The organism is Salmonella sp. SJTUF15591, from assembly GCF_043356435.1.
In the GTDB taxonomy this organism is placed as follows: domain Bacteria; phylum Pseudomonadota; class Gammaproteobacteria; order Enterobacterales; family Enterobacteriaceae; genus Salmonella; species Salmonella enterica.
Genome location: NZ_JBEUJO010000007.1, coordinates 252,953 through 271,259 on the forward strand (window position 1 = coordinate 252,953; position 18,307 = coordinate 271,259).

The 18,307-nt window shown below is 54.7% G+C and carries 16 protein-coding genes; 10 read left to right on the forward strand and 6 right to left on the reverse strand.

Features of this window, described 5'->3' with window-relative positions:
- The first annotated feature begins 181 nt into the window (after positions 1-181).
- The gene (gene ompR, locus ABVM99_RS17495) at positions 182-901 is read left to right on the forward strand and encodes a two-component system response regulator OmpR (protein WP_001157751.1); all 720 of its coding nucleotides are present in this window, start codon (positions 182-184) and stop codon (positions 899-901) included.
- Positions 898-2,250 (forward strand): two-component system sensor histidine kinase EnvZ, encoded by a 1,353-nt coding sequence (gene envZ, locus ABVM99_RS17500; protein WP_001253818.1) that lies wholly within the window; start codon positions 898-900, stop codon positions 2,248-2,250. The genes ompR and envZ overlap by 4 nt, the downstream gene beginning before the upstream one ends.
- A 74-nt stretch (positions 2,251-2,324) precedes the next feature.
- On the opposite strand, the gene pckA is transcribed toward envZ, so the two are convergent.
- On the reverse strand, positions 2,325-3,944 hold the full coding sequence (gene pckA, locus ABVM99_RS17505) for a phosphoenolpyruvate carboxykinase (ATP) (RefSeq protein ID WP_001265689.1): 1,620 nt from the start codon (positions 3,942-3,944) through the stop codon (positions 2,325-2,327).
- 379 nt (positions 3,945-4,323) lie between these two features.
- Between pckA and ABVM99_RS17510 the strand changes: the two genes are divergently transcribed.
- Positions 4,324-6,030 (forward strand): DUF4153 domain-containing protein, encoded by a 1,707-nt coding sequence (locus ABVM99_RS17510; RefSeq protein ID WP_023195926.1) that lies wholly within the window; start codon positions 4,324-4,326, stop codon positions 6,028-6,030.
- A gap of 110 nt (positions 6,031-6,140) precedes the next feature.
- Here the strand turns inward: ABVM99_RS17510 and hslO are convergent, their stop codons facing one another.
- From hslO to igaA, 4 genes are all read right to left on the reverse strand, one after another.
- Entirely contained in the window at positions 6,141-7,019 is an 879-nt protein-coding gene (gene hslO, locus ABVM99_RS17515) for an Hsp33 family molecular chaperone HslO (protein ID WP_001748865.1), read from the reverse strand.
- A gap of 24 nt (positions 7,020-7,043) precedes the next feature.
- Positions 7,044-7,445, reverse strand: a complete 402-nt coding sequence (hslR, locus tag ABVM99_RS17520; protein ID WP_000660721.1) for a ribosome-associated heat shock protein Hsp15 — start codon at positions 7,443-7,445, stop codon at positions 7,044-7,046.
- A gap of 10 nt (positions 7,446-7,455) precedes the next feature.
- Positions 7,456-8,124, reverse strand: coding sequence for a GMP/IMP nucleotidase (gene yrfG / locus ABVM99_RS17525; RefSeq protein ID WP_001520508.1), 669 nt, complete (start codon positions 8,122-8,124; stop codon positions 7,456-7,458).
- 64 nt (positions 8,125-8,188) lie between these two features.
- On the reverse strand, positions 8,189-10,321 hold the full coding sequence (gene igaA / locus ABVM99_RS17530) for an intracellular growth attenuator protein IgaA (RefSeq protein WP_000104092.1): 2,133 nt from the start codon (positions 10,319-10,321) through the stop codon (positions 8,189-8,191).
- A 322-nt stretch (positions 10,322-10,643) separates the two neighbouring features.
- On the opposite strand from igaA, the gene nudE reads away from it, so the two are divergent.
- Complete coding sequence (gene nudE / locus ABVM99_RS17535) at positions 10,644-11,207, forward strand: ADP compounds hydrolase NudE (protein ID WP_000045725.1); 564 nt, start codon at positions 10,644-10,646, stop codon at positions 11,205-11,207.
- A 95-nt stretch (positions 11,208-11,302) separates the two neighbouring features.
- Here the strand turns inward: nudE and mrcA are convergent, their stop codons facing one another.
- A complete protein-coding gene (gene mrcA / locus ABVM99_RS17540) occupies positions 11,303-13,855 on the reverse strand; it encodes a peptidoglycan glycosyltransferase/peptidoglycan DD-transpeptidase MrcA (RefSeq protein WP_023195927.1) in 2,553 nt (850 codons plus the stop codon).
- 120 nt (positions 13,856-13,975) lie between these two features.
- On the opposite strand from mrcA, the gene ABVM99_RS17545 reads away from it, so the two are divergent.
- The 6 genes from ABVM99_RS17545 to aroK all read left to right on the forward strand — a co-directional run bounded on the left by ABVM99_RS17545 (position 13,976) and on the right by aroK (position 18,281).
- Positions 13,976-14,755 carry a hypothetical protein gene (locus ABVM99_RS17545; protein WP_017441588.1) on the forward strand — a complete coding sequence of 260 codons (780 nt, stop codon included), beginning with the start codon at positions 13,976-13,978 and terminating at the stop codon, positions 14,753-14,755.
- Entirely contained in the window at positions 14,755-15,294 is a 540-nt protein-coding gene (locus ABVM99_RS17550) for a PilN domain-containing protein (RefSeq protein WP_000951385.1), read from the forward strand. The genes ABVM99_RS17545 and ABVM99_RS17550 overlap by 1 nt, the downstream gene beginning before the upstream one ends.
- Positions 15,278-15,751, forward strand: a complete 474-nt coding sequence (locus tag ABVM99_RS17555; RefSeq protein ID WP_023195928.1) for a hypothetical protein — start codon at positions 15,278-15,280, stop codon at positions 15,749-15,751. The genes ABVM99_RS17550 and ABVM99_RS17555 overlap by 17 nt, the downstream gene beginning before the upstream one ends.
- The gene (locus ABVM99_RS17560; protein ID WP_023195929.1) at positions 15,741-16,142 is read left to right on the forward strand and encodes a HofP DNA utilization family protein; all 402 of its coding nucleotides are present in this window, start codon (positions 15,741-15,743) and stop codon (positions 16,140-16,142) included. Before ABVM99_RS17555 ends, ABVM99_RS17560 begins: the two co-directional genes overlap by 11 nt.
- Positions 16,057-17,295 carry a DNA uptake porin HofQ gene (gene hofQ / locus ABVM99_RS17565; protein ID WP_023195930.1) on the forward strand — a complete coding sequence of 413 codons (1,239 nt, stop codon included), beginning with the start codon at positions 16,057-16,059 and terminating at the stop codon, positions 17,293-17,295. Before ABVM99_RS17560 ends, hofQ begins: the two co-directional genes overlap by 86 nt.
- A gap of 464 nt (positions 17,296-17,759) precedes the next feature.
- The gene (gene aroK / locus ABVM99_RS17570; protein WP_000818621.1) at positions 17,760-18,281 is read left to right on the forward strand and encodes a shikimate kinase AroK; all 522 of its coding nucleotides are present in this window, start codon (positions 17,760-17,762) and stop codon (positions 18,279-18,281) included.
- Positions 18,282-18,307: the final 26 nt, after the last annotated feature.

Sequence of the window (18,307 nt, forward strand, 5' to 3'; positions counted from 1 at the left end):
AACGTGATCGTCCCGACAGAATAAATAATGGGGTTGCCGATTAATTGTATATTTAAGCTGCTGTTAAATATGCTTTGTAACAATTTAGCCTGAAATTCATACCAGAATTTGCTGGTGACTCACGTGAGCTTTTTTAAGAATACACACTTACATTTGTTGCGAACCTTTGGGAGTACAGACAATGCAAGAGAATTATAAGATTCTGGTGGTTGATGACGATATGCGTCTGCGGGCGCTACTGGAACGTTATCTGACCGAGCAGGGCTTCCAGGTTCGAAGCGTCGCTAACGCCGAGCAGATGGATCGTCTGCTGACCCGTGAATCTTTCCATCTCATGGTACTGGATTTAATGCTGCCAGGTGAAGATGGTCTGTCGATTTGTCGTCGCCTGCGTAGTCAAAGTAATCCAATGCCGATCATTATGGTCACGGCGAAGGGTGAAGAGGTTGACCGTATCGTCGGGCTGGAAATCGGCGCCGATGACTACATTCCTAAACCGTTTAACCCGCGCGAGCTGTTGGCGCGTATCCGCGCCGTGCTACGTCGTCAGGCAAACGAACTGCCCGGCGCGCCGTCGCAGGAAGAGGCCGTTATCGCGTTCGGTAAGTTTAAACTGAACCTCGGTACGCGCGAGATGTTCCGTGAAGATGAACCGATGCCGCTGACCAGCGGGGAGTTTGCGGTACTGAAAGCGTTAGTCAGCCATCCGCGCGAGCCGCTCTCTCGCGATAAGCTGATGAATCTGGCCCGTGGCCGCGAGTATTCCGCGATGGAACGCTCCATCGACGTCCAGATCTCCCGCCTGCGCCGTATGGTGGAAGAAGATCCGGCGCATCCGCGTTATATTCAGACCGTCTGGGGCCTGGGCTACGTCTTCGTACCGGACGGTTCTAAAGCATGAGGCGAATGCGCTTCTCGCCGCGAAGTTCATTTGCCCGCACGCTGTTGCTCATCGTCACCTTGCTGTTCGTCAGCCTGGTGACGACCTACCTGGTGGTGCTGAACTTCGCGATTTTGCCGAGCCTCCAGCAGTTTAATAAGGTTCTGGCTTACGAAGTCCGTATGCTGATGACCGATAAGCTGCAACTGGAGGACGGCACGCAGTTAGTCGTGCCGCCTGCGTTTCGCCGGGAAATCTATCGCGAGCTGGGGATCTCTCTCTACACCAACGAAGCCGCCGAAGAGGCCGGGTTGCGTTGGGCGCAACACTACGAATTCTTAAGCCACCAGATGGCGCAGCAGTTAGGCGGCCCGACGGAAGTGCGGGTTGAGGTCAACAAAAGCTCGCCCGTCGTGTGGCTCAAAACCTGGCTGTCGCCCAATATCTGGGTGCGCGTGCCGCTGACCGAGATTCATCAGGGCGATTTTTCTCCGCTTTTCCGTTACACGCTGGCGATCATGCTCCTGGCGATAGGCGGCGCGTGGCTGTTTATTCGTATACAGAATCGACCGTTAGTGGATCTTGAACATGCCGCTTTGCAGGTAGGGAAGGGAATTATTCCGCCGCCGCTGCGTGAATATGGCGCCTCTGAGGTGCGCTCTGTGACCCGGGCGTTTAACCATATGGCAGCCGGCGTGAAACAATTGGCCGATGACCGTACGCTATTGATGGCGGGCGTCAGCCACGACTTGCGCACGCCGCTGACCCGTATTCGTCTGGCGACGGAGATGATGGGCGAGGAAGACGGTTATCTCGCGGAGTCGATCAATAAAGACATCGAAGAGTGTAACGCCATTATCGAACAGTTTATTGACTATCTGCGTACCGGTCAGGAAATGCCAATGGAGATGGCGGATCTCAATTCCGTACTGGGCGAGGTGATTGCGGCGGAAAGCGGCTATGAGCGTGAGATTAACACTGCGCTTCAGGCAGGCAGCATCCAGGTGAAAATGCACCCGCTCTCGATTAAGCGCGCGGTGGCGAATATGGTGGTCAATGCTGCCCGTTATGGCAACGGCTGGATTAAGGTCAGCAGCGGCACCGAGTCGCATCGCGCCTGGTTCCAGGTAGAAGATGACGGGCCGGGCATTAAGCCGGAACAGCGTAAACATCTGTTCCAGCCTTTTGTACGCGGCGACAGCGCCCGTAGCACCAGCGGTACAGGGCTGGGGCTGGCGATTGTGCAGCGCATTATCGATAACCATAACGGGATGCTGGAGATTGGCACCAGCGAGCGTGGCGGCTTGTCAATTCGCGCCTGGTTGCCGGTTCCTGTGGCTCGCGTCCAGGGGACGACAAAAGAGGCATAAGAAAGGGAGGTATTATCCTCCCTTTCTTCTTAACGCCGGATGACGCCGTTCAAAGCCGCCATCCGGCCTGTTCCTTACAGCTTCGGCCCGGCGCTAACCAGCGCTTCGCCTGCCGGGGTATCCGTATACTTCTCGAAGTTCTCAATGAACAGTTTCGCCAGCGCGGTGGCTTTTTCCTGCCATTGTTCCGGCGACGCGTAGGTGTTACGCGGGTCGAGAATGTGGGTATCCACGCCTGGCAGTTCAGTCGGGATCGCCAGATCGAACAGCGGCAGACGGAAGGTTTCCGCGTTATCAAGAGAACCGTTCAGAATGGCGTCGATAATCGCGCGCGTATCTTTGATGGAGATACGTTTGCCGGTGCCATTCCAGCCGGTGTTAACCAGATAAGCCTGCGCGCCCGCTGCTTGCATACGTTTCACCAGCACTTCAGCATACTGCGTCGGGTGCAGCGTCAGGAACGCGGCACCGAAGCAGGCGGAGAAGGTGGGGGTCGGTTCGGTGACGCCGCGTTCGGTGCCGGCCAGTTTAGCGGTGAAACCCGACAGGAAGTGGTACTGCGTCTGGTTAGCGGTTAAACGGGAAACCGGCGGCAACACGCCGAAAGCATCCGCCGTCAGGAAGATAACCTTGGTGGCGTGACCTGCTTTGGATACGGGCTTAACGATGTTATCGATATGATAGATCGGGTAAGAGACGCGGGTGTTTTCGGTTTTGGAACCATCGTCGAAATCAACGGTGCCGTCTTCGCGCACGGTGACGTTTTCCAGCAACGCATCACGGCGAATCGCATGATAAATTTCTGGCTCCGCTTCTTTCGACAGTTTGATGGTTTTGGCGTAGCAGCCGCCTTCAAAGTTGAACACGCCGTCGTCATCCCAACCGTGCTCATCATCGCCAATCAGACGACGTTTCGGGTCGGTGGACAGAGTGGTTTTTCCGGTACCGGAAAGGCCGAAGAAGACCGCGACATCGCCTTTTTCACCCACGTTGGCGGAACAGTGCATTGAGGCGATACCTTTGAGCGGCAGCAGGTAGTTCATTACCGAGAACATCCCTTTTTTCATTTCGCCGCCGTACCAGGTGCCGCCAATAAGCTGAATACGTTCAGTCAGGTTGAACGCCACGAAGTTTTCCGAGTTCAGCCCTTGCTCTTTCCACTGCGGGTTGGTGCACTTCGCGCCGTTCATGACAATAAAGTCAGGTTTGAAGCCTACCAGCTCTTCGTCCGTTGGGCGAATGAACATATTTTTAACGAAGTGGGCCTGCCAGGCGACTTCCGTAATAAAGCGCACGGAAAGACGCGTATCGGCATTTGCGCCGCAGAACGCATCAACAATGAATAAGCGTTTACCGGAAAGCTGATGCGTCACCAGACCTTTCAGGTGTTGCCAGGTTTCCTGGGAAAGCGGCTTATTATCGTTTTTACCTTTACCCTTATCGGACCACCACAGCGTATCACGCGTGGTGTCGTCGCGAACAATGTACTTATCCTTAGGCGAACGACCGGTAAAAATACCGGTATCAACGGCAACAGCGCCCAGGTTAGTTAACACGCCACGCTCATAGCCTTCCAGACCAGGATTAAGTTCTTCCTGATAAAGGGTGTCGTAGCTGGGATTGTAAACGATATCCTGGACGTCGTTGATACCATAAGCCTTGAGATCTTGCGGGGTTAAATTGTTAACGCGCATATCACTGCTCCTTAGCCAATATATATTACCGAAAATAGTAAGGTTTTTTGAGGTTGGTTAACCGCGACAAGGCTCATAGATTTACGTATCTGGACAAAATCACGATTGACGAAAAACACTGTGACTCCTGTCACGCAGCGGCGGTTATTATGGCAGGAAACCTACTTTTGTTGTGGAAAATGTTCTGAAAACGTTAAAAGGAAGTGTTTTTGACCGACATAATGTGACTGTAATCGCATTCATGTAAGAAAGTTACGTAACACCAACATAAACAATATCGATTCACCTCTCTGCGTTTTTTTCTGAATTATGCATGACGACGCCTGGCGGTGAACAGATGATGCAATAATGCGGCTTTCTCATCATTCTGGATAACGACATGGAAAGTGTAGCGCTTTCACGTACTACTCGCTGGGGTATGTTGCTCACCGGTTTGCTGCAGGGCGTCTTGTGCTACCTGCTGATGGCCTGGCTGGTACCACAAAATAGCGACTGGCTGTTCTATGGTATGCCTGCGACGATAGCGTTGTCGTCAATGCTATTGCTTACCGTGGTCTCTTTTAAACAGCGCGCGCTGTGGGGCTGGCTGGGGCTGACCTTTGTGGTCGTGCTGGCAATGAGCGGCTGGCTGAAATGGCAGGTTGAGACGGTGGAGAAATGGCGCCTGGCCGAGCTCCTCTGGCTGTATGGTCTCCGGCTTGTGTTGATGGCGATGCTGGTATTACCCTGGATGCAATATCAGCTACATTCGCAAACCGGTTCGGCGCGTTATCCCCAGTTTTATCTGCGGTTATGGCATAACGTACTGACATTGTTTATCGTCCTGGTCGCCAACGGACTGTTCTGGCTGGTGCTTCTGCTCTGGAGCGCGCTATTCAGGCTGGTGGGCATCCGCTTTTTCAGCACCCTTTTCTTTGAAACTGAAGCCTTTATTTATGTGACCATCGGCCTGATTACGGCGCTGGCGGTCATTCTCGCCCGCACGCAGTCGCGCCTTGTGGCGGCGGTGCAAAAGCTGCTGACGCTGATCGCGACGGGTTTACTGCCAGTGGTGTCGCTGCTGGCATTGCTGTTTATTGTGACGTTACCCTTTACCGGACTGGAGGCGATTTCTGCGCGTGTTTCCGCTGCGGGGCTGCTATCCACGCTGACGCTGATGCTGCTGCTCGTGGCGATTGTCAATGAACCGCAAAAGCGCGTATTACCCTATCCGCGCGTACTACGCGGCATGATTAGCGCCTCGCTGTGCGTTGCCCCGATATATATGCTGCTGGCGGGCTGGGCGTTATGGGTACGTATTCAGCAATACGGCTGGACGCCGGATCGTCTGTATGGCGCGCTGACGGCGTCTGTCTTGCTGGTATGGTCTTTCGGTTATCTGATCGGTCTGTTACGCCGCGGACGCGACCCTGGTGAGTGGCAAGGCAAGGTGATACTGAGCGTCTCTTTGTTGACGCTGGTGATATTGCTGTTGCTGGCCTCGCCTGTACTTGATGTCTGGCGTATTAGCGTCAACAGCCATATGGCGCGTTACCATAGTGGTAAAATTACTGCGGATCAGATCAGCCTGTATATGCTGGATCACAGCGGCAAACCTGGCCAGGAAGCGCTGAAATCGTTGCGGGATGACGAGGCGTTTACGCAGAACAGAAAGCGCAATCGTGAACTGATGACGTTTTTGCAGAGAAATAAGGTCTCTCCGACGGCGGACGATTTAGCGCGGGTGGTGATGATTGCGCCCGGTAGCCAGAAGCCGGATGCCGCATTTTGGGCGTTTGTCAAAGAGCAGAGTTATTCGGACGATTCCTGCCTTGAACCGGATGCCTGCGTGCTGGTGAGTCAGGATCTTAACGGCGACGGTCAGCCTGAGCAGGTGCTGTATAACTTTATTGTTGCCGAGAGCCAGGTCTACGGCTTAAAAGAGGGGAAATGGACGCAGAAAGCGTTCGCCCGATTGCCGGACGGGTTTTCTAAGACGCAACTGTTGCACGCGATTGCCGGGCATCGGTTAGACTCAGCCCCCAAAGCCTGGCGCGATATCATTGTTGATGGTCAGCGGTTGGATGTGGATTACTACAACGAGTAAGCTTTTTGCCGGATGGCGGCACAAATGCCTTATCCGGCCTACGGAGCGGGATGCTGTAGGCCAGATAAGCGCAGCGCCATCAGGCAATGATGTTGTCGACTGAAAGGCGATTAATGAACCTGTGGATCGGCAGGAGAGGCGTTGTTACGGATCTCCGCGATATCCATCGCATTGAACAGGTAATGATTGCCGCAGTAATCGCAGTGCATATCGATTTCGCCTTCTTCCGCCAGAATGCTGTCCACTTCTTCATCCGGCAATGTTTTCAGCGCGCCCGCGCAACGTTCGCGTGAACAGGTGCATTTGAATTCAACATCTTGCGGATCGTAGAGCGTGACTTCTTCTTCGTGATACAAACGCCACAGCACGTCATTTGCCGGTAACGTCAGCAGCTCTTCGCTTTTAATGGTTTCCGTCAACATAGCCAGATGGTCGAAATCCTCCGCCTGCGCGTTCTGTGCCGGCATCACCTGGAGCAACATTCCACCTGCCGCCGGTTTACCGTCGACATCGCCGGTACGAATAAACAGGCGCGTCGGCAACTGCTCGGAGCGCAGGAAGTAATCTTCCAGGCACGCCGCCAGAGTATCGCCTTCCAGACCCACCACGCCCTGATAGCGTTCACCCTCTTCCGGCGTAATGGTGATCACCAGATAGCCGTTGCCAACCAGCGTTTTGAGATCCGCATTGTCAGGGATGTCGCCCTGAACGCGAGCCACGCCGCGCATCTGCTGCTGATTATTGCCATTGATCACCGCCAGGCTTAACGGCCCGTCGCCCTGGAGCTGTACCGTAATGTCGCCGGCAAACTTCAGCGTTGCGGTCAGCAGGCTAGTGGCGACCAGCAGTTCGGCCAGTACGGTTTTCACCGGCTGCGGATAGTTATGATTGTCGAGGATCTGTTGCAAGGTTTCCGAAACGGTTACCAGCTCGCCGCGAACGGCAAAGTTTTCAAACAGATAACGATGTAATTGGTCATGTTGCGGCATAATCATCTCTCTTGCGGGTGACAGTTATTCGCTGTCGCCGTGTTTAAATCGTAACAGGTCGCGGCGCTCTTTCTTGTCCGGTCGCCTGTCCGGATGCGGCATGGTCAGGGCGTTAAGCTTGCGCGCCTGCGCCATTTTTTCGCGTTTTTCCACGCTTTCCGCCGTCTCTTCATACAGAGCGACGGCTTCGCTGGCCGGACGGCGCTGTTCGGTGATGGCTTTAACGATCACCGTCCGTTCGTCATTTCCCTGACGCAGGGTAAGGGTTGCGTTCAGCTCGACGATTTTGCTCGGCTTACTGCGCTGGCCGTTGTAATGCACCTTACCGCCTTCAATCATCTCGCGGGCCAGCGCGCGGGTTTTATAAAAACGCGCGGCCCACAGCCATTTATCCAGTCTGACCTCAACGGAGGACTTTTCTTTCATGGCGTCTCCTTCACATCAGCGAGGGGATCAGACGGCGGTAGTCGTTCAGGGACGGATGGCGCGTATAGTGCTTTTCCGCCAGGCCGGAATCAGGATTCGTCACGCCAAGACAGTAGCGAATACCAAACCGGGCGGCGGCGTCGAGAATCGGTTCGCTGTCATCGATAAACAGCGTTTTCTCTGCGCTTATTCCTGTTTCCTCAGTGACAGCGCGCCATAACCGCTGATCCTCTTTGGGATAACCAAATGTGTGGGTGGAAAGTAATAAATCAAGGTGTGAGGCCAGACCGGTATGCTCCAGCTTCACCGCCAGGTTATGTGGATGCGCATTAGTGAGCAGAATCCGACGTTTTCCGCTGGCTTTTAACGCATTCAGAAACGGTACGGTATCGTCGCGCAAAACGGCGCGCGGCCCTTGCGCCGTCGTCATGGCGCAAATATCCAGACCCAGACGCTCGCTCCAGTAATCCAGACAGTACCAGTTTAGCGTATGCTGTACGGCATGATACTGCTGACGAATATATTCCTGCGCGTCCTGCGGCGAAATACCCTGCTGCGCGCCGTAGGTTTCCGGTACCAGCTTTTGCCAGAAATAGTTATCGAACGCGAGATCAAGCAGCGTGCCGTCCATATCCAGCAAAACGGTATCCACGTTTTGCCAGTCAATATCAATATGCATGGGGAACTCCAGGGTAACGCAATTTGCGCGACAGGGTAGCATACCCTGTCGCACGGCGGCGCTATCAGATGAGATTTTCCGGAGAGACGGTTAACCTGGGATTGAGGCAGCTTTCATAGTATTCCTGGATGTCCGCCATACGGGTACGGTGGCGTTGATAACGTCTGAACGCCTGAATGCCGTTGTAGACCGCGCTCACTATCATTGCCAGCATCAGCAGCGTGGTGCCGAGGTAACGCCACCAGCCGGATTTATCGGGGATACGATGCAGGCTGATATGCTGCGTGCCGTTGGCATCGGTATACACGCTGGTGACAATGCCCTCGGCGCTAAATGGCGTCTGCATGAGCGTTTGCGCCAGACGCTGGAAGGCGCTCCACTGTTCCTGCGCGGGATAGTCATACAGCGGCGTTGACGGCCAGGCCTGATCAACCAGTTCGCTGCCTTCATCGCTGGCGATCAGGAATCCGCCGGGAGCGGGGCTATTCAGCGACTGGGCGGCACGCGCGGTCTCGCGAGAAATAAACGGCGCCGTTGAGGTCGTGACCAGATTTTCCAGCGACTCTGCGCTTACGGGGCGTAGCAGCACGTTGACGCCGTCCAGTTTGCCAGCGTTCGCGCGTTTCACCAGCGCGTTCCAGTCCTTACTGTTACCGAGATTAACCAGCGCATTTTTCAGACGCACGCACTCGTCTTCCGCCGCGCACAAATCAGCGGTTTTCAGAACAATATCGCCAAAGTCATCTAATAATACCATGCCCGATTTTTGGATCGCGGAGCGTAAAGATGCGCTGACGCGCGAGTCGTCTTCGGGTTTTGGATGGAGCTGACGATTTACCGCCTGGCTTAGCGCCATCGCTTTATTCACCAGGTCTGATTCCGGCAGCGGTAGCGCAGGCGCGTCATTCCAGATGATTTGCGAGCAATCGAACGGCATAAACGGTGAGTTAGACTGGCCGCTCCAGGTCGCGCCGGAATGAATATTACACATTCCTTTACCGCTCAGGTGCAGCGTATCGCCCACCCGTACGCCAGCTTTTTCAAGCTGTTTTACCGTTGTCGCTTCAATGGTTTGCGCGCCTTTCATCCACGATAGCGTGAACTTAATTGGCATATCCAGCGGGATCCAGAACAGCAGCATAAACAACACCAGCAGCGAACCGATAGCAATAACAGTGCTGCGTAACCAGTGCTGCAACGGAAAGTTTTTCACTTCATCATGCAGGGATAAAAACCGGCCCTGGCGGGCGACATGGCGATCAAGGTAAATATCAATATCCGTTTGTTGCCCAAGATCCTGCGTAATGTAGGGTTGCCAGTGGGCAGGGTAAATAAGGTCGATGATGCCCAGGGAAATATTGTTAATCTGCTCCTGATTATTCTCCCCAAACAGTCCCCAGCGGCGGGGCGTTCCCCGCAGACAGTGAATTTCCCGCAGCGCGCTTTTCGACGGCGGCGCAAAAAGTCCCCAAAGTCCGGCTGCCAGCAGCAGGATCGCGCCGCCTATCATCCACGGTACAAAAACGTCTGGCGTTATCAGACAGAAAAAGAATAACAAAAAGGAGGCGACGATTAACAACGCTTCGCGCAAGCCAGCCGGGCGGCTGAGCGCATATTCTTCGTGGGTCTCCTGACGGATATTCAACAGCTCAATCTGCTCGCTCTCTTCGCCGCGAATCGACGCCTGCGTAGAGGCCGTATTCTGTAGCGCGTAGCCGCGCGACTCCTGCATATACTCTTGCAGCGTATGGCCGTTTAAAGAGATCACCAGCGGCAGCGTATCCGTGAGGATCAGCTCAACGTTGTTTTCATCATTGATGTACTGTTCCCAGAAAGGCGGCAGATGGACTTCGACGGAGTCGAGGTAGTAGCGCCATTTATTAGGATCGTCAGTGGTAATGCCGTAGCGGGTGATGGAGTGGGTCAGTATCACGACACTGTTGCTTTCCGCGTTCAGCGTCAGCGAGATGGGCGCAGCACTGGCGCCTGTCGGCCCCGGAACTTGCTGGATCTGGCTAAGGTTATCGAGATAGTTTTCTACCGCGCTGCGCTCTTCGGGCAACAGTTTACGCGTTTGCGCGTCCTGAAAGGCGCTGATCCACGGTAAGCTCCCTCGTCTGGACTTTACCCGGAACCGCCATATTGCCAGTAGAGAGCAGGCCAGCAAAGCAGCTATAAAAATCAGAATGGTGCTCATGCTTTCCCCATCTTACTAAGTCTGTCAGGCGTGGTCAGTCGCACCCTGTCCAATAAACATTTTTCTGTGGTTGGCTATCGGCAAGCGTGGAGTTGAACTTGAGCATTGTAAAGCGCATCCCAGTGAAGGCAAATCATAGCAATACCACTAAAAACGGAATATCAGCAAATTCCTGGAGTTATTTCAACCTATTGACTTTTAATTTGAAATAAGAATTAATTTTTATTACGTTACATAAATGTAAATAAACGGCAATTCGCATTGCCGAAACCGTGCGGTATGTCGCACAATGACCACAGATTACACTGCAAAGATTCTCACAATGAGCAAATCATTACAAAAACCCACCATTCTGAAAGTGGAAACCGTCGCACAATCCCGACTGTTTAACGTAGAAAGCGTGGATCTGGAGTTCAGCAACGGCGTGCGTCGCGTGTATGAACGTATGCGACCATCAACCCGTGAGGCGGTAATGATTGTGCCGATCGTTGATGAGCATCTGATTCTTATTCGTGAGTATGCGGTGGGAACCGAATCCTATGAGCTGGGCTTCTCGAAAGGATTGATCGACCCGGGCGAGACCGTTTTTGAAGCGGCGAACCGGGAGCTCAAAGAAGAGGTCGGGTTTGGCGCGCATAACCTGACCTTCTTAAAAAAACTCAGCATGGCGCCCTCTTATTTTTCCAGCAAAATGAATATCGTGGTGGCGGAAGATCTCTATCCGGAGTCGCTGGAAGGCGACGAGCCTGAGCCATTGCCGCAGGTACGCTGGCCGCTGGCGCATTTAATGGATCTGCTGGAAGACCCCGATTTTAACGAGGCCCGCAACGTCAGCGCGCTGTTTCTGGTACGCGAGTGGTTGAAAGCGCAGGGCCGAATTGCCTGATGGCGCGGCGTTGATCAAGCCAACGGAAAGTTCGTCTCCCCGTTCGCCGTCATCCGCTAAACACAATAAAAAAGGCGCCGGAGCGCCTTTTTTGATCAGAACAGTTCGTGTGTTTCACCATTATCAATAATGGTAGTTCCTACCTCGTGTACTGCCTGTTGTGTCGGCTGCGTGCCTTCGATGAAATACTCTTCACGGCTGTTACCGCCGCTCGCCAGTTGTCCGGTACTGCGGTCGATATTCACCGTGACGATGCCCGGCGGCGGCGTTAGCGGCTGTTCCGGCACGCCTTCCAGCACGGCTTTCATATAGGCGTCCCATGCAGGTTGCGCGCTCTTCGCGCCGCCCTCATAGCCGGAGATTTGATCTTTGATCGCGCCGGAAGCGGTAGTGCGGCCTAAATCACGGCGGTGATCGTCAAAGCCGATCCATACGGAAGTGACGACGCCAGGACCATAGCCGGAGAACCATGCGTCTTTCGAGCTGTTGGTCGTACCGGTTTTGCCGCCGATATCGCGACGTTTAAGGTCGCGCGCCGCACGCCAGCCGGTACCCATCCAGCCGGGTTCGCCGAAGATATTGGTGTTCAGCGCGCTTTTGATCAGAAACGCCAGCGGTGTATTGATCACATGCGGCGCGTACTCCTGCGTGCCGTTTTGCGCGACCAGCGCCTGGTTTGCCTGTTCCAGCTCAGGCATCGGTACGGCGCTGTTTTGCTGCTCTTGCGAAACCGCGACCTCTTCCACATTGGTGTTTTCCAGCACGTCGGATTTCTGCGTATTGCCGTAAATGACCGGGATATCGCACTCCGGGCAGGCGATTTTCGGTTTCGCTTCGAAGATCACGCCGCCCTGATCGTTCTCAATCTTGCTGATGAAATACGGATCGATCAGGAAACCGCCGTTCGCCATCACCGCATAACCGCGCGCAACCTGCATCGGCGTGAAGGAGGCGGAGCCCAGCGCCAGCGATTCGGTATGCACGATATTCTGCGCCGGGAAGCCGAAGCGTTGCAGATACTCCGCCGCATAGTCGACGCCCATGGCGCGCATGGCGCGTACCATCACCACGTTTTTCGACTGCCCCAGCCCCTGGCGTAAACGAATCGGTCCGGCGTACTGCGGCGGAGAGTTTTTCGGACGCCAGTCTGAACCTGCCCCGGCGTCCCAGCGGGAAATCGGCACATCGTTGAGCATACTGGCGAGCGTCAGGCCTTTATCCATTGCGGCGGTGTAGAGGAACGGTTTGATGTTCGACCCCACCTGACGCAAAGCTTGCGTCGCGCGGTTAAATTTACTCTGATTAAAATCGAAACCGCCGACCAGCGCCAGTACCGCGCCTGTTTGCGGGTTAAGCGAAACCAGCGCGGAGTTCACTTCCGGTACCTGCGCCAGCCACCAGTCGTTATCCACCTGACGAACCCAGATTTGCTGACCTGTCTGGACGACATCGGTAACTTTACGCGGCGTCGGCCCCTGCTGTGTATCCGAGCGGTAAGGCCGCGCCCAACGCATTCCTTCCATATGTAGCGAAACGGACGTACCGTCGGCAAGCGCAGCGGTCGCCTCTTGCGGATTAGCGCTGGTGACCACGGCAGGAAGCAGCGGTCCGTAGGTCGGCAACGCTTTCAACGTATCGGTAATTTTTTTACTGTCCCACGCCGTTTCGCCCACTTTCCATAGCACATTCGCCGGGCCGCGATAACCGTGGCGCATGTCATAGTCCAGCACGTTATTACGCACCGCCCGTTGCGCGGCCTGCTGCACTTTGCGGGTGATGGTCGTGTAAATACGATAACCATCTTCATAGGCGCTTTCGCCATAACGGTTATACATTTCCTGGCGCACCATTTCCGACAGATAAGGCGCGGAGAAGGCGATTTCCGGCGCGTGATAATTTGCGTCGATAGGTTCGCTACGGGCCTGATCGTACTGCGCCTGAGTGATATATCCCTCGCTTAACATTCGCGAAAGCACTACGTTACGGCGCGCTATCGCCCGATCCATCGAGTAGAGCGGGTTAAAGGTAGAAGGCGCTTTAGGTAGCCCGGCGATAACCGCCATTTCGCTTAGGCTAAGCTGATCGACCGTCTTACCAAAGTAGACCTGTGCCGCCGCGCCAACGCCATAGGCGCGGTAGCCGAGATAGATCTTGTTCAGATAGAGTTCGAGGATCTCATTTTTATTCAGCAACTGCTCAATACGAATCGCCAGAAACGCTTCCTTGATCTTGCGCATCAGCGTGCGTTCGGGGCTAAGGAAGAAGTTTCGCGCCAGTTGCTGGGTAATGGTACTTGCTCCCTGCGATGCGTGACCGGAGAAGAGCGCGACGCTGGCCGCACGGAAAATACCTACCGGGTCAATGCCGTGATGCTCATAAAAGCGGCTATCTTCGGTGGCGATAAAGGCGTTGATCATTTCCGGCGGAATTTGATCGAGCGTAACGGGAATACGACGTTTTTCGCCATATTGCGCGATAAGTTCGCCATCCGCGCTGTAAACCTGCATCGGAATTTGCAAACGCACATCTTTCAATGTCGCGACGTCAGGTAGCTGCGGCTCAATATAGCGATAAAGGCCATAAATCGAGCCTGCTCCCAGCAGGATGCAACATACTGCAAGGATCAATAAATACTTTACGAACTTCACTGGAGATTTCCCATTTAGTGTCATTTGGGCAGTTTATAAACAAACGCGCGGTAGTATAAAGGCAAGCCAGACGCATTGATATACCCGTTAACGCGACGGGTGATAAGGAGATCGACCGTTATGGCTTTTAAAACCTGGCAAATAGGATTGCATATTCAGCAGCATGAAGCGCTGGCCATCGCCGTTATTCGCGGCGCATCGGGCTGGTCCCTGCAACGTTGGTGGCGACTGCCGCTGATGAACGCCTCCACGGCAGAGGGTACGATTCCTGACCCGCAATCGCTGGCTCACGTACTGCGCCCCTGGAGCCGTGAGCTGCCGCTACGTCACCGTATTTATCTCTCTTTTCCCGCAAATCGGACATTGCAACGCGCTTTTCCACATCCGCCGATGCGTCTGCGGGAACGTGAGCAAGTCGCATGGCTTTCACAAACGATGGCGCGTGAGCTGGATATGGATCCGGACTTATTGCGTTTCGACTTTCAGGACGATGCGCTAAGTCCCGCGTTCAACGTTACCGCCGTGCAAAGCAAAGAAATTTCAGAGCTGTTAACGCTGGCGCAAACGCTCAATGTGCGCATCGCTGCTGTAACGCCCGATGCCTGCGCGTTACAGCGCTTGCTGCCGTTTATACCTTCGGGGCGGCAATGTCTGGTCTGGCGCGATGAGAGCCAGTGGCTGTGGGCGACGCGCTATGCGTGGGGGCGTAAATCGGCGCGCGATGCGACGACGCTGCATGACCTTGCCGCAACATTATCCGTCGTGCCGGAACATATTTCGTTATGCGCCGAGGGCGAATTCGACCCCTGGCGCGCCGTAACCGTCCGCCAACCGCCGGTTCCGCCGGACGGTTATCGCTTTGCGATTGCGCTGGGTTTAGCCATGGGGGAGATACGCTGATGGCGCATTCTGTCAATTTGCTCCCCTGGCGGCGCCAACATTACGTAGCGCGTCTGCGGCTGTGGTGCGTGGTATGGGGCGCGTCCCTGCTGCTGATAGCAAGCCTCGCGACGATCGCCCGGTTGGTTTTTTGGCAGGAGGGGAGGATTAATGAACTGCTACTGACGGCGGAAAACGGACGCACGACGGCGCTTGCGGCGAACATACCGCAGTTGCAGCAGCGTCAGCGGCAGCAACAGGCGCGATTACAACGTCAGGCGCAGCGTGAACTGACGCAAGCCTGGCAATCTATCTTGATTGACCTTGCCAACCTGTTGCCAGAGCAGGCATGGCTGACAAGCCTCAATTATCAGCAAGAGACGCTAGAGCTGGAAGGGCTGGCGAGAACGTTTGACGCCTTGCTCACGCTTGAGACATCGCTTCGTCACTATGTCAGTTTTCCGCTAAACCGCACGGGCGCCACGCGGCAGGATGCGCAAGGGCGCTGGCAGTTCCATTATCAGTTAACGAGGAGCGCCGCCCGTGAACGCGCTCTTTGATATCTGGTACGGGATGTCGCGCCGTGGTCGGGTTTTCGGTTGGTGTGCAGGCGTGCTGTGCCTGACGCTGACGGTCGCGTTATCTGTGGGCTATCCCGGCTGGAAAACGCTGGATACGCAACAAACGCGGTTAAGCCAGCAGCGCGAGGCCGCCCGGCAACAGTGGCGTCATCTGCGCCGTCTGAGCGTCGCGGCTGAACCGCTTTTCGGGCGTACCGTGGAAAATCCGCGTCCTTTTTCGCCGTTAGATTTCCAGGCGCCTCCCCTGCGTTTGCTGCACTGGCAGCCATCGGCGCAGGGGGGAGAAATGGCGCTGAAAACGTCCTGGGATGCGGTGCCGTCGCTGTTTGTCCGGTTGGCCGAAAGCGAGATGAGCGTAAGTCGGTTTTCATTGCGTAGAGAGGGGGCGGAATTATTGATGACGCTGCAACTGGAGCGCCTGGCGAATGAAGGCTAGCCGCAGTGTATTGCTCTGTTTTTGTTTGCTGACGTTGACGGGAATGCGCGATCCCTTCCGCCCGCCGGAAGATCGCTGCCGGATAGCGGAACTCTCGCAGTGGCGGTATCAGGGCGCGGTGCGTAAAGGCGAGCGATGGACAGGCATTCTTAAAGACAGTCAGCAAAAATGGCGACGAGTGGAAGAAGGGCAGACGCTGGAAAACGGTTGGACGATTGTCCACCTGACGGCGGAAGCCTTAACGTTAACGACCGGTAAAAATTGTGCGCCGCCGCAGTGGCGGTGGCTACGTCAGGGAGCGGACAATGAAGCGATGGATAGCCATAATACTGATAGCCTTGATGCCCGCCGCGCAGGCGGGAAAAGCGGCGAAAGTGACGCTGGTGGTTGACGACGTCCCTGTGGTGCAGGTTTTGCAGACTTTAGCCGAACAGGAGCGGCAGAATCTGGTGGTGTCGCCGGACGTCAGCGGGACATTATCGCTACATCTGACGGATGTGCCGTGGAAACAGGCGCTACAGACGGTGGTCAATAGCGCTGGGCTGGTGCTGCGTCAGGAGGGGAATATTCTCCATGTTCATTCACAGGCCTGGCAGAAAGAACACAGTGCGCGGCAGGATGCCGAGCGGTTAAGGCTTCAGGCTAATTTACCGCTGGAAAACCGCAGCATTAGCCTGCAATACGCCGATGCCGCCGAACTGGCGAAAGCGGGCGAGAAACTCCTGAGCGCGAAGGGAACCATCATGGTAGATAAGCGCACCAACCGCATGCTGTTGCGCGATAACCGCGCGGCCCTGGCGGAGCTGGAAAAATGGGTATCGCAAATGGATCTGCCGGTGGCGCAGGTGGAACTGGCGGCGCATATCGTCACCATTAACGAAAAGAGTCTACGGGAACTGGGCGTAAAGTGGACGCTGGCTGACGCGACGCAAGCGGGCGCGGTGGGTGACGTGACGACGCTTTCCAGTGATTTATCCGTCGCCGCCGCCACCTCACGCGTCGGGTTTAACATCGGGCGCATTAACGGACGCTTGCTGGATCTGGAGCTGTCAGCGCTGGAGCAAAAGCAGCAGTTGGATATTATCGCCAGCCCCCGGCTGCTGGCTTCCCATCTGCAGCCAGCCAGTATCAAGCAAGGCAGCGAAATTCCTTATCAGGTTTCCAGCGGCGAAAGCGGCGCGACCTCCGTGGAATTTAAAGAAGCGGTGCTGGGAATGGAGGTGACGCCCACCGTTTTGCAAAAAGGGCGCATCCGCCTGAAGTTACATATCAGCCAGAATGTCCCCGGTCAGGTACTACAACAGGCTGACGGCGAAGTGCTGGCGATAGATAAACAGGAAATTGAAACGCAGGTAGAGGTAAAAAGCGGCGAGACGCTGGCGCTGGGCGGTATTTTTTCGCGAAAAAATAAATCGGGTAGCGATAGCGTGCCGCTGTTGGGGGATATTCCCTGGCTTGGTCAGCTCTTCCGCCATGACGGCAAAGAGGACGAGCGACGCGAATTAGTGGTGTTTATCACCCCCAGACTGGTGGCGACAGAATAATTTATGCATAAAAAAGCGCTGTTTTTGCACTGAACGCATCTGCGGGATTTGACGTGCGGATGTATTTAGCATACAAGGAGTACCGATTTGAGAGTCGTGCTTTTCGTTGCTTACGCATTGATTAATGCGCTTTGCCTTGCCTAAGGTGTGCATAAGACCGATGATAAACGGCTGAATGTCCGCTGATGCAGACGTATTGGTTCTGCGGATTGCGCACAATTGTTTGAAAGTAGAGCAATTTGTAGGCCGGATATGTTGTTCTGGCCGCCATCCGGCAACGCTAACTCGGGTTTTGCAACAATCAGGCTTGGTGATTTATTCAGTTGCCAAACCCGCTTGAGTATTGAGATAATTTTCAGTCTGACTCTCGCAATATCTTATGAGGTTTCAGTTCATGTCCTGCTGCGCTGGGTGTCTGTGAAGCGGGTTTACCATTAACGAATAGTCTTAGTAGTACCGAAAAAATGGCAGAGAAACGCAATATCTTTCTGGTTGGGCCTATGGGTGCCGGAAAAAGCACTATTGGGCGCCAGTTAGCTCAACAACTCAATATGGAATTTTACGATTCTGATCAAGAGATTGAGAAACGAACCGGAGCTGATGTGGGCTGGGTCTTCGATGTTGAAGGTGAAGACGGCTTCCGTAATCGTGAAGAAAAAGTTATCAACGAATTGACGGAAAAACAGGGTATTGTGCTGGCAACCGGCGGTGGCTCTGTAAAATCGCGTGAAACGCGTAACCGTCTCTCCGCGCGTGGCGTCGTGGTCTACCTTGAAACGACCATCGAAAAACAACTGGCGCGCACGCAGCGTGATAAAAAACGCCCGCTGTTGCAGGTTGAAGCGCCGCCTCGCGAAGTTCTGGAAGCGCTGGCTAACGAACGCAATCCGCTGTACGAAGAGATTGCCGACGTCACCATTCGCACCGACGATCAAAGCGCTAAGGTTGTGGCAAACCAGATTATTCATATGCTGGAAAGCAACTAATTCAAGCAGAATACGCTGGGTAAGCG

Coding starts and splice junctions, on each gene's coding strand:
- ompR (WP_001157751.1), top strand. CDS start 182: ATGCAAGAGAATTATAAGATTCTGGTGGTTGATGACGATATGCGTCTG.
- ABVM99_RS17510 (WP_023195926.1), top strand. CDS start 4,324: ATGGAAAGTGTAGCGCTTTCACGTACTACTCGCTGGGGTATGTTGCTC.
- ABVM99_RS17545 (WP_017441588.1), top strand. CDS start 13,976: ATGGCTTTTAAAACCTGGCAAATAGGATTGCATATTCAGCAGCATGAA.
- ABVM99_RS17550 (WP_000951385.1), top strand. CDS start 14,755: ATGGCGCATTCTGTCAATTTGCTCCCCTGGCGGCGCCAACATTACGTA.
- pckA (WP_001265689.1), bottom strand. CDS start 3,944: ATGCGCGTTAACAATTTAACCCCGCAAGATCTCAAGGCTTATGGTATC.
- ABVM99_RS17560 (WP_023195929.1), top strand. CDS start 15,741: ATGAAGGCTAGCCGCAGTGTATTGCTCTGTTTTTGTTTGCTGACGTTG.
- hofQ (WP_023195930.1), top strand. CDS start 16,057: ATGAAGCGATGGATAGCCATAATACTGATAGCCTTGATGCCCGCCGCG.
- aroK (WP_000818621.1), top strand. CDS start 17,760: ATGGCAGAGAAACGCAATATCTTTCTGGTTGGGCCTATGGGTGCCGGA.
- hslR (WP_000660721.1), bottom strand. CDS start 7,445: ATGAAAGAAAAGTCCTCCGTTGAGGTCAGACTGGATAAATGGCTGTGG.
- envZ (WP_001253818.1), top strand. CDS start 898: ATGAGGCGAATGCGCTTCTCGCCGCGAAGTTCATTTGCCCGCACGCTG.
- nudE (WP_000045725.1), top strand. CDS start 10,644: ATGAGCAAATCATTACAAAAACCCACCATTCTGAAAGTGGAAACCGTC.
- igaA (WP_000104092.1), bottom strand. CDS start 10,321: ATGAGCACCATTCTGATTTTTATAGCTGCTTTGCTGGCCTGCTCTCTA.
- hslO (WP_001748865.1), bottom strand. CDS start 7,019: ATGCCGCAACATGACCAATTACATCGTTATCTGTTTGAAAACTTTGCC.
- yrfG (WP_001520508.1), bottom strand. CDS start 8,124: ATGCATATTGATATTGACTGGCAAAACGTGGATACCGTTTTGCTGGAT.